The sequence below is a fragment of the Halomonas sp. genome (assembly GCF_031581305.1).
Taxonomy (GTDB): Bacteria; Pseudomonadota; Gammaproteobacteria; order Pseudomonadales; family Halomonadaceae; genus Halomonas.
In genome coordinates, this window is record NZ_JAVLBC010000128.1 from 1 (window position 1) to 9,242 (window position 9,242).

Below are 9,242 nucleotides of genomic sequence, written 5' to 3' on the forward strand. Positions count from 1 at the left end.
ATCCAGTTCGGCCACCAGATGGACCGGGCCGCGAGCCGCCTGGCGGTGGGGCTGGTGACGGCGGCGCTCATCATCAGCACCGCCATCGTGGTCGCCTTTCTCAAGGACGGCCCCACCTTTCTGGGGCTCCCGGTCTTCACGACCCTGGGCTTCGGCGGCGCCGTGGCGGGGATGTTCTGGCTGGCGCTCTCCATCCGCCACGGCAGCCATCGGGACTGAGCCCCGGTTGGGGGCAATCAGCGGGGGGTGTCGCCCCAGGCGGGATTCTCGCTGCCGAACAGGGCATCCATGGCGAGGACGTCGTTCTCGTCCAGGTCGCCCACGGCGGCCTGCAGGGCCAGCAGGCTCTCCAGGTCACCCTTGAGGTCGAAGAAGTCGACCGGCGCCTTGCCGCCGGTCCAGCCCTCCGGCTCGCGAGGCCCGCAGACCAGCGCCCCGAGCATCGGGACCTGGTGCAGGTCGTCGAGCTCGCCTCGGAAGGTCAGGCCCGTCTCGAAGAGTCGCACCCGGCTCTGCTGGCGATTGAGGTTATGCTGCAGGGCCCGTACCAGCCCCGGAAAGAGGCTCGCACGCATCACCGAGAGATCGCTGGAGATGGGGTTAGCCAGCGTCGGCGACACTGCCTCGGGATGCAGGACCTGCTGCAACTCGGGAGCGACGAAGCTGTAGGTCACGGCCTCCTGGTAGCCACGCGCAACCATCTGGCGGCGCAGTCGCGCCAGGGGGGTGTGGGCCTCATGGGCAGGGCGCAGGGCCAGGCGGACGAGGGGACGGCGCACCGGCAGGCGATTGTAGCCGTGGATGCGCGCCACCTCCTCGATCAGGTCCTCTTCGATGGCGATGTCGAAGCGCCAGCTCGGGACCTGCACTCTCCAGCCCTGCACGGAGGCATCGACCGCAAGACCGAGGCGCTCGAGGATCTCGGTGACCTCGTCACGGGGCAGCGACTTGCCCAGCGCCTGCTCCAGGCGCGACGCTCGCAGGGTCGCCTCGCGGCCGTCCGGAAGGTGCTGCTCGCTCGCGACTTCGACCAGCGGCCCCGGCTTGCCACCGGTGATCGCCAGCAGCAGGACCGTGGCCCGCTCGGCGGCTTCACGGGCCAGACTGGGATCAACACCGCGCTCGAAACGATGCGAGGCGTCGGTATGCAGGCCATAGGCGCGCGCCTGGCCGGCGACCGCCAGCGGCGAGAAGAAGGCGGCCTCGAGGAAAATGTCGCGGGTCTCGGGGCTCACGCCGGAGTGCTCGCCGCCCATGACGCCGGCGATGGCCAGCGGAGCACGCTCGTCGGCGATGACCAGGGTGGAGGCGTTCAGGGTGATCTCCTGGCCGTCGAGCAGCACCAGGCGCTCGCCTTCCCGTGCCAGTCGCACGACCACGCTGCCATGCAGGTTGGCGCGATCGAAGGCATGCAGTGGCTGGCCGAGCTCGAGCATCACGTAGTTGGTGACATCGACCACCGGATCGATGGAGCGGATCCCGCTGCGGCGCAGCCGCTCGACCATCCACAGCGGGGTCTCGGCGGTGACGTCGACCCCCTTGATGAGGCGACCGATGTAGCGCGGACAGCGCTCGGCGTCCTCGACGCGCACCGGGAAGGTCTCATCGAGGGTGGGGTCCACGGGGACCAGCTCCGGGCCCGAGACGGTCAGCCGATTGAGCACCCCGACCTCGCGGGCCAGCCCCTTGAGGCTCAGGCAGTCGCCGCGGTTCGGCGTCAGGTCCACCTCGATGGTGTGGTCGTCAAGGCCCATGAAGTCACGGAACCCCTCACCCACCGGCGCGCCAGCCGGCAGCACGAGGATCCCCGCGGAGGTCTCCTCCTCGAGGCCCAACTCGGATGCCGAGCAGATCATGCCACGGGAGTCAACGCCACGCAGCCGGGCCTGCTTGATCGTGAAGTCACCGGGCAGCACCGCCCCGACCCGGGCGAAAGGAACCTTCTGCCCTACGGCCACATTGGGCGCCCCACAGACCACCTGGGCGGGCTCGCCACTGCCGTCGTCGACCCGGCAGACGTTGAGCTTGTCGGCATCGGGATGCGGCTCCTTGCCAACCACCTCTGCCACCACGACCTCGCTGAAGACGGCGGCCACCGGTTCCACGGCATCGACTTCCAGGCCGGCCATGGTGATCTGGTCGGCCAGTGCCTGGGTAGAGAGCGCCGGCGAGACCCAGTCACGCAGCCACTGTTCGGAAAATTTCATGACAAATCCTGTGTTCTGCTTATCCGGTGGTCGATCAGGCGAACTGGCGCAGGAAGCGCAGATCGTTGTCGAAGAACAGCCGCAGGTCGTTGACGCCGTAGCGCAGCATGGCCAGGCGCTCGACCCCCATGCCGAAGGCAAAGCCGGTATAGCGCTCGGCGTCGATGCCGGAGTGGCGGAACACCTCGGGGTGGACCATCCCGCAGCCCATCACTTCCAGCCAACCGCTATGAGAGCAGACCCGACAGCCCTCGCCCCCACACATCACGCACTGGATGTCGACCTCCGCCGAGGGCTCGGTGAAGGGGAAGTAGGAGGGCCGGAAGCGCACCGACAGGTCATCACGTTCGAAGAAGGCGTGCAGGAAATCCTGGATGGTGCCCTTGAGGTCAGCGAAGCTGACGTCCTCGTCGACCAGCAACCCCTCGACCTGATGGAACATGGGGGTATGGGTCAGATCGGAGTCGCTGCGGTAGACGCGTCCGGGGCAGACGATACGGATCGGCGGCTCGGCATCCTTCATGGTCCGCACCTGCACCGGCGAGGTATGGGTCCTCAGCAGCCGGGTTGCATCGAAGTAGAAGGTATCGGCCATGCCCCGTGCCGGATGGTGGGCGGGGATATTGAGGGCCTCGAAGTTGTGGTAATCGTCCTCGATCTCGGGACCGACCGCCACGTCGTAGCCGATACGGGTGAAGAGCCCCTCGATGCGCTCCAGCGTCAGGGTCACCGGGTGCAGGCCACCGCTGGGCTGACCACGACCTGGCAGGGTCACGTCGAGCCGCTCGGCCGTCAGGCGCGCCTCGAGGGCCGCTTTCTCCAGCGCCTGACGCTGCTCGTCCAGTTCCTGACCCAGCGCCTGCTTGGCCTGGTTGATACGCTCGCCTGCGGCCGGGCGCTCCTCGGCAGGCAGCTTGCCGAGCCCCTTGAGCAGGGCGGTGATCTCGCCCTTCTTGCCGAGATAGCGGACACGCAGCTCGTCCAGCGCGGCCAGGCTGTCGGCGGCGTGGATGGCGTCGCGGGCCTCGGCAACCAGAGTGGGAAGGTGGTCCATCCGTTGAGCTCCGAAGTCTATCAAAAAAACAGGGGAAGAGCGGCTGCTCTTCCCCTGCGACGATCATGGACCGGCCTGACGGCGTGCGCCGTGGCCGGCCAAGGGTCGACGTCCCTTACTGGGCAGCCTTGGCCTTCTCGACGATGGCGGCAAAGGCAGCCTTCTCGTGAACGGCCAGATCGGCCAGCACCTTGCGGTCGATCTCGATACCGGCCTTCTTCAGGCCACCGACGAAACGGCTGTAGGACAGGCCGTGCTGACGAGCACCAGCGTTGATGCGCTGGATCCATAGGGCGCGGAACTGGCGCTTGCGCTGGCGGCGGTCACGGTAGGCGTACTGGCCGGCCTTGATGACCGCCTGCTTGGCCACGCGAAAGACGCGGCTACGAGCACCGTAGTAACCCTTGGCCTGCTTGAGAATCTTCTTGTGACGACGACGGGCGACAACGCCCCGCTTGACACGAGTCATGGCTTACTCCTGACGTAAAGTGTGTTCACCCAAGGGGTTACAGGTTCGGCAACATCCGCTGGATGAGCGGCTTGTCGGCGTCATGAATCTGCTTCATACCGCGCAGCTGACGCTTCCGCTTGGTGGACTTCTTGGTCAGGATGTGACTGCGAAACGACTGCTTGTGCTTGAAGCCGTTGGCCGTCTTCTTGAAGCGCTTGGCAGCGCCGCTGTTGCTCTTGATTTTCGGCATGAGGTTAACTCCGCTCGAGGTTTTTCAGAAAATCCGAGGCCGACGAAAAGCCTTGCCGCTTCCCGTCCGTTGGACCGGCCATCGGATCACTTCTTCTGGTTACTGCTTCTTCTTGGGGGCAATGATCATGATCATCTGGCGCCCTTCCATCTTGGGGAAGGACTCCACGGTCCCGATATCTTCGAGATCGGCGGCAATCCGCTCCATCAGCTTGCGACCGATGTCCTGGTGCGCCATCTCACGACCGCGGAAGCGCAGCGTGACCTTGCCCTTGTCGCCACCTTCGAGGAAACGGATCAGGTTTTTCATCTTGACCTGATAGTCACCCTCGTCAGTGCCAGGTCGGAATTTCACTTCCTTGACCTGAATCTGCTTCGTCTTCTTCTTCTGAGCAGCCTTCTGCTTCTTCTGCTCGAAGACGAACTTGCCGTAATCCATGATCTTGCAGACGATCGGATCGGCGTTGGAAATCTGCACGAGATCCATACCGGCCGATTCGGCTCGCTCCAGTGCTTCGCTGGTGGGCACGATGCCCAGCTGCTCGCCGTCGCTATCGATCAGGCGGACCTGATCTTCGGTAATCCGCTCGTTCATGGGGGGGCGCTTGTCTTGAACACGCCCTCTTGGGTTGCTTCGCTTGATGGTTCCGTCTCCACTTCAGCTTGGGAAGATGTCGCTAATGCCGCTCAGCCTGGACATGGGCGATGAAGGCATCTACCCCCATCGTACCAAGATTCTCGCCACTGCGCGTACGCACGGCCACCGAGTCGGTCTCGACTTCCTTATCTCCCACCACCAGGAGATAGGGGACCTTCTGCAACGTATGCTCGCGGATTTTAAAGCCGATCTTCTCGTTCCTCAAGTCCGACTTGACGCGCAGACCGACTTTCTGCAAACGCTCCACCAGCGATACGGCATAATCACGCTGCGCATCGGTGATGGTCATGACCACCATCTGCTGGGGAGCCAGCCACAGTGGCATGGCCCCGGCATAGTGCTCGATGAGGATACCGAGGAAGCGCTCGAAGGACCCGAGGATCGCCCGATGCAGCATCACCGGCGTCTTGCGGACCCCGCCCTCGTCGACGAACTGGGCCCCCAGCCGCCCCGGCAGGTTGAAGTCCAGCTGCAGGGTGCCGCACTGCCAGACCCGGTTGAGGCAGTCGCGCAGCGAGAATTCGATCTTGGGCCCGTAGAAGGCCCCCTCACCGGGCTGCAGCTCCCAGTCGAGACCGGTGGCGTCGAGCGCGGCCTCGAGACCGGCTTCGGCCCGGTCCCAGAGCTCCGGCTCACCCAGGAAGTCGTCGTCGGGTCGGGTGGAGAGCTTGAGCTCCACGTCGTCGAAGCCCAGCTCCCGATAGACTTTCATGGTCAGGGCAATGAAGGCCTCGGCCTCGGACTGGATCTGGCCCTCGGTGCAGAAGATATGCGCGTCGTCCTGCGTGAAGCCGCGCACCCGCATCAAGCCGTGCAGCGCGCCGGAGGGCTCGTTGCGGTGGCAGCTGCCAAACTCGGCCAGGCGCAGCGGCAGGTCACGGTAGCTCTTCAGCCCCTGATTGAACACCTGGACGTGGCAGGGACAGTTCATCGGCTTGACCGCGTAGTCGCGCTTCTCCGACTCGGTGGTGAACATCATGTCACTGTAGTGCCCCCAGTGGCCGGAGGCCTTCCACAGCGAGAGATCGACGATCTGCGGCGTCTTGATCTCCTGGTAGCCGTTCTCGACCTGAACCCGGCGCATGTACTGCTCCAGGGCCTGGTAGATGGTCCAGCCGTTGGGATGCCAGAAGACCATGCCCGGCGCCTCTTCCTGGAGGTGAAAGAGGTCCATCCGCTTGGCCAGCTTCCGGTGGTCGCGCTTCTCGGCTTCCTCGAGCCGCTTGAGGTAGGCCTTGAGCTGTTTCTTGTCGGGCCAGGCCGTGCCGTAGATGCGCGTCAGCATCGGGTTCTCGGCGTTGCCGCGCCAGTAGGCACCAGACAGCTTGGTCAGCTTGAACGCCTTCAGGTGGCGGGTATTGGGCACGTGCGGCCCCCGGCACATGTCCACATATTCCTCGTGATGGTAGAGCCGGATGGTCTCTCCCTCGGGAATCCCGCGCACGATCTCCTGCTTGTAGGGCTCCTCGCGATGCAGGAAGGTCAGCATCGCCTGGTCCCGGTCGACATACTCGCGCACCACGTCGTACTCGTGGTCGATCAGCGCCTTCATGCGGGTCTCGATGGTCTCGAGGTCCTCGGGGGTCACCGAATGCCCGAAGTCGACGTCATAGTAGAAGCCGTCCTCGATCACCGGGCCGATGGCCATCTTGGCCTCGGGATAGAGCTGCTTGACGGCGTGGCCGATCAGGTGGGCGCAGGAGTGGCGGATGACCTCCAGGCCTTCCGGGTCGCGGGCGGTGAGGATCGCGACCTCGGCGTCGTGGTCGATGATATCGGCGGCGTCCACCTGGACACCGTCAATCTTGCCGGCCACACAGGCCTTGGCGAGGCCGGGGCCGATGCTCTCGGCCAATTGCATCACGGTGAGGGGGGCGTCGAAGGATCTCTGGCTGCCGTCGGGCAGAGTGACGATGGGCATGAAGGGGTCCTTGTGCGCAGTGGTGATCCATACCAGGGATCACGTGTCGCCAGAAGAATGTTCGTAGAAAAACCGCCACACACCTTAGCAGAAGCGTACCCTGTGGCGCTATGGCGGAGAACGGCGCCCGACACGCGAGAAGGCGCCCTGAGGCGCCTTCTCTCGAACTACCGTCAGCCCCGGATCTCTCCCGGGGCCATGGATAGGGTCAGAGCAGGATCACTCCCACTCGCCCAGTTCCACGCGACGGTTCTCGGCACGACCCGCATCGGTATCGTTGCTGGCCACTGGCTGGGACTCACCATAACCGACGGTACGCATACGTTCGGCGTCAACACCCTGACGGATCAGGTAGTCGGCCACGGAATCCGCACGCGCCTGGGACAGATCCTGGTTGTAAGCTTCACTGCCCACGGCGTCGGTGTGACCCTCGATACGCACGCGGACGTTCGGGTTGGAACGCAGCTTCTGGGCCACACCAGTGAGGATCTGCTCGGCACTCATGGTCAGGGTCGCGGAGTCGAACTCGAAGTTGACGTCGCGCAGCACCAGGTCATCTACGCAGCCCAGCGCGTTGACCTCGGCACCGGCCGGGGTGCCCGGACACTGATCCTGGTAATCCGGCACGCCATCGTTGTCGGAATCCAACGGACAGCCCACGGCATCCACAGCGACACCAGCCGGGGTTCCCGGGCACTGGTCATTGGCATCGATGATGCCATCACCATCAGTATCGCGCGGCGCCGGCTCGACCGGCTTTGGCGAACGATCGGCACACAGCAGGCCACCGATAGCGGCACCCGTCGTGGCACCGATGGCAGCACCGCTATCCTCATCGGAATCGCTGCTTGACGCGTAACCGATACCACCGCCGATCAGGCCACCGGCCAGGCCACAGACGGCCGGGTGCTGGTACCAGGAGCGATCGGATGAAGCGCCGGCAGCACTACCGGATTGGGAAGCAGAGCTGGCACAACCTGACAGACCAACCACCAGGGCAGAACCGAGCAACAAACCAGTCGTGGATTTTTTCATGTAAAGCTCCTTCTTCTTGACTACATACCGGCATGACAGGCTAAAGCCTCGTCACCCGGGGTTCCGAGGAATGACCCATGGGAAGCGTTCTCCGATACGCTTCCTGCACTAACCAAGAAAGCACGAAAGTGATGTCTCAGCCAGTGCAATGGACCGACAACCGTGATCTTAGGCTACATGTCAACCATCTACTAATCTTGATGAGTCTGCAGCAGGGACCGGGAGGTTGCAATCGAAGGATGCTGCACAGCCGCATGATACGTCATCACGTCGCAATCCCCCCCTCCAGGTGTACAGCGATCAATGCAGACTGCCCGGCCAGCCGCGACGAAATTCCACCACGGCCGCCGCGGCCTTGAGCACTGGCTCGCGGAACTCCTCCTCCACGGCCAGACGCTCGCGATCCTCGCGGAAGCGGTCACGCGGCCTGAGCGCCTGACGCGCGGAGTGGGTATGCAGGTGGCGAGTGCGGCGATGCACTTCATCGAAAGCCTGAAAATCGGGGCGCTCGGTCAGTTTCTCGTCGAGGATCTCCAGCAGCACCTTGCAGCGCCAGCTACCCTCCGTGATGTCGACCTGCTCCTGCACCAGCGCCGAGGCGACCATCTCGAGATTCTCCAGGCAATTCCGATGGGCGCGCTGCAACTCCTCCTCGCGGAAGGCCTTGCGCCGCTTTACCTCCTTCCAGAGGGTGTAGGCGTAAGCCCCGAGGCCGGCGATGATGGCCAGCGCCAGGCCGAGAAGTATCAGTGCCAGCATAGTGGTCATTGGCGTATCCCGGTTGATTCTTGACATGTACAAATACTATACACGCCCAAAGAGTCTTTCAAAATGATGGAAGTGCCGGGCGATGATGCCCCCCACCAACAACTCTCATGACAAGCCCTCGGCACCTTCCCCCTGCTGGCGATGGTCGGTGTCGTGGTGCTGGTGACCCTTTTCCTCACGAGGTGACTGCCAATACCGCCATCGCCGCCAGCTGTGCCTTCATGATGCCGGTGGCCACACTCCAATGCGATTGTCTTCGCCACCGGGCACAAGAGCAACCAGTCGATGATCCGTGCCGGCTTCGTGCTCAACCTGATCAGCACGGTGCTGGTGACCCTGATGGCGTACTTCCTGGTCATCACGCTCTGGTAAGCGGACAACGGCGGCCAAGATACAACGAGCCCGGCCAGATGGCCGGGCTCGTTGCATCGAGGGACGACGACTTGTCGTCCGACGGGGCCTCAGGCGGCGAGCATCCAAGCGGCCCCATAGTGGTCAAGCAGCAGCACGCCAAAGACGCCCAGGATGTAACGGATGGAGAACCAGAAAGCCGCCAGGGGAGCCTGGGGGTCATGGCCTCGCCAGACCCGCCAGTTCCACATCATGAAGCGCAGGTTCAGCGCCATCACCCCCACCAGATAGAGCATCCCGCTCATGCCGATGGTGAAAGGCAGCAGGGTCACCGCCACCGTCAGCCAGCCATAGAGCCACACCTGCAGTCGCGTGAAGGCCTCGCCATGGGTGACCGGCAGCATCGGCACCCCGGCACGGGCATACTCGTCGCGCTTGTGGATCGCCAGCGCCCAGAAGTGCGGGGGCGTCCAGGCGAAGATGATCAGCATCAGCAGCAGCGGTTCGGGGCCCAGTTGGCCGGTGACCGCCGTCCACCCCAGCAGCGG

At 64.1% G+C, this 9,242-nt stretch carries 8 protein-coding genes and 2 pseudogenes; 1 reads left to right on the forward strand and 9 read right to left on the reverse strand.

Annotated features, from left to right (window positions below; translation table 11 throughout):
* A pseudogene (locus RI841_RS11270) lies at positions 1–219 on the forward strand (hypothetical protein); the annotation flags it as partial.
* A gap of 113 nt (positions 220–332) precedes the next feature.
* On the opposite strand, the pseudogene pheT reads toward RI841_RS11270, so the two are convergent.
* The 9 genes and pseudogenes from pheT to RI841_RS11315 all read right to left on the reverse strand — a co-directional run.
* Positions 333–2,207, reverse strand: a pseudogene (pheT, locus tag RI841_RS11275) (phenylalanine--tRNA ligase subunit beta); the annotation flags it as partial.
* Positions 2,208–2,241: 34 nt separating this feature from the next.
* Positions 2,242–3,261, reverse strand: a complete 1,020-nt coding sequence (pheS, locus tag RI841_RS11280; RefSeq protein WP_310705698.1) for a phenylalanine--tRNA ligase subunit alpha — start codon at positions 3,259–3,261, stop codon at positions 2,242–2,244.
* 115 nt (positions 3,262–3,376) lie between these two features.
* Positions 3,377–3,730, reverse strand: coding sequence for a 50S ribosomal protein L20 (gene rplT / locus RI841_RS11285; RefSeq protein WP_021817421.1), 354 nt, complete (start codon positions 3,728–3,730; stop codon positions 3,377–3,379).
* A 37-nt stretch (positions 3,731–3,767) separates the two neighbouring features.
* Positions 3,768–3,962: a 50S ribosomal protein L35 gene (gene rpmI, locus RI841_RS11290; protein ID WP_132041111.1), complete on the reverse strand. Its 195-nt coding sequence runs from the start codon at positions 3,960–3,962 to the stop codon at positions 3,768–3,770.
* Between the two features lie 99 nt (positions 3,963–4,061).
* Positions 4,062–4,604: a translation initiation factor IF-3 gene (infC, locus tag RI841_RS11295; protein WP_310705705.1), complete on the reverse strand. Its 543-nt coding sequence runs from the start codon at positions 4,602–4,604 to the stop codon at positions 4,062–4,064.
* 34 nt (positions 4,605–4,638) lie between these two features.
* A complete protein-coding gene (gene thrS, locus RI841_RS11300; protein ID WP_310705700.1) occupies positions 4,639–6,540 on the reverse strand; it encodes a threonine--tRNA ligase in 1,902 nt (633 codons plus the stop codon).
* Positions 6,541–6,759: 219 nt separating this feature from the next.
* The gene (locus tag RI841_RS11305) at positions 6,760–7,575 is read right to left on the reverse strand and encodes an OmpA family protein (RefSeq protein ID WP_310705701.1); all 816 of its coding nucleotides are present in this window, start codon (positions 7,573–7,575) and stop codon (positions 6,760–6,762) included.
* Positions 7,576–7,875: 300 nt separating this feature from the next.
* Entirely contained in the window at positions 7,876–8,343 is a 468-nt protein-coding gene (locus tag RI841_RS11310; protein WP_310705702.1) for a DUF2489 domain-containing protein, read from the reverse strand.
* Between the two features lie 461 nt (positions 8,344–8,804).
* Positions 8,805–9,242: UbiA family prenyltransferase (locus RI841_RS11315; RefSeq protein WP_310705704.1), on the reverse strand; the 438-nt coding region annotated here is incomplete at its 5' end.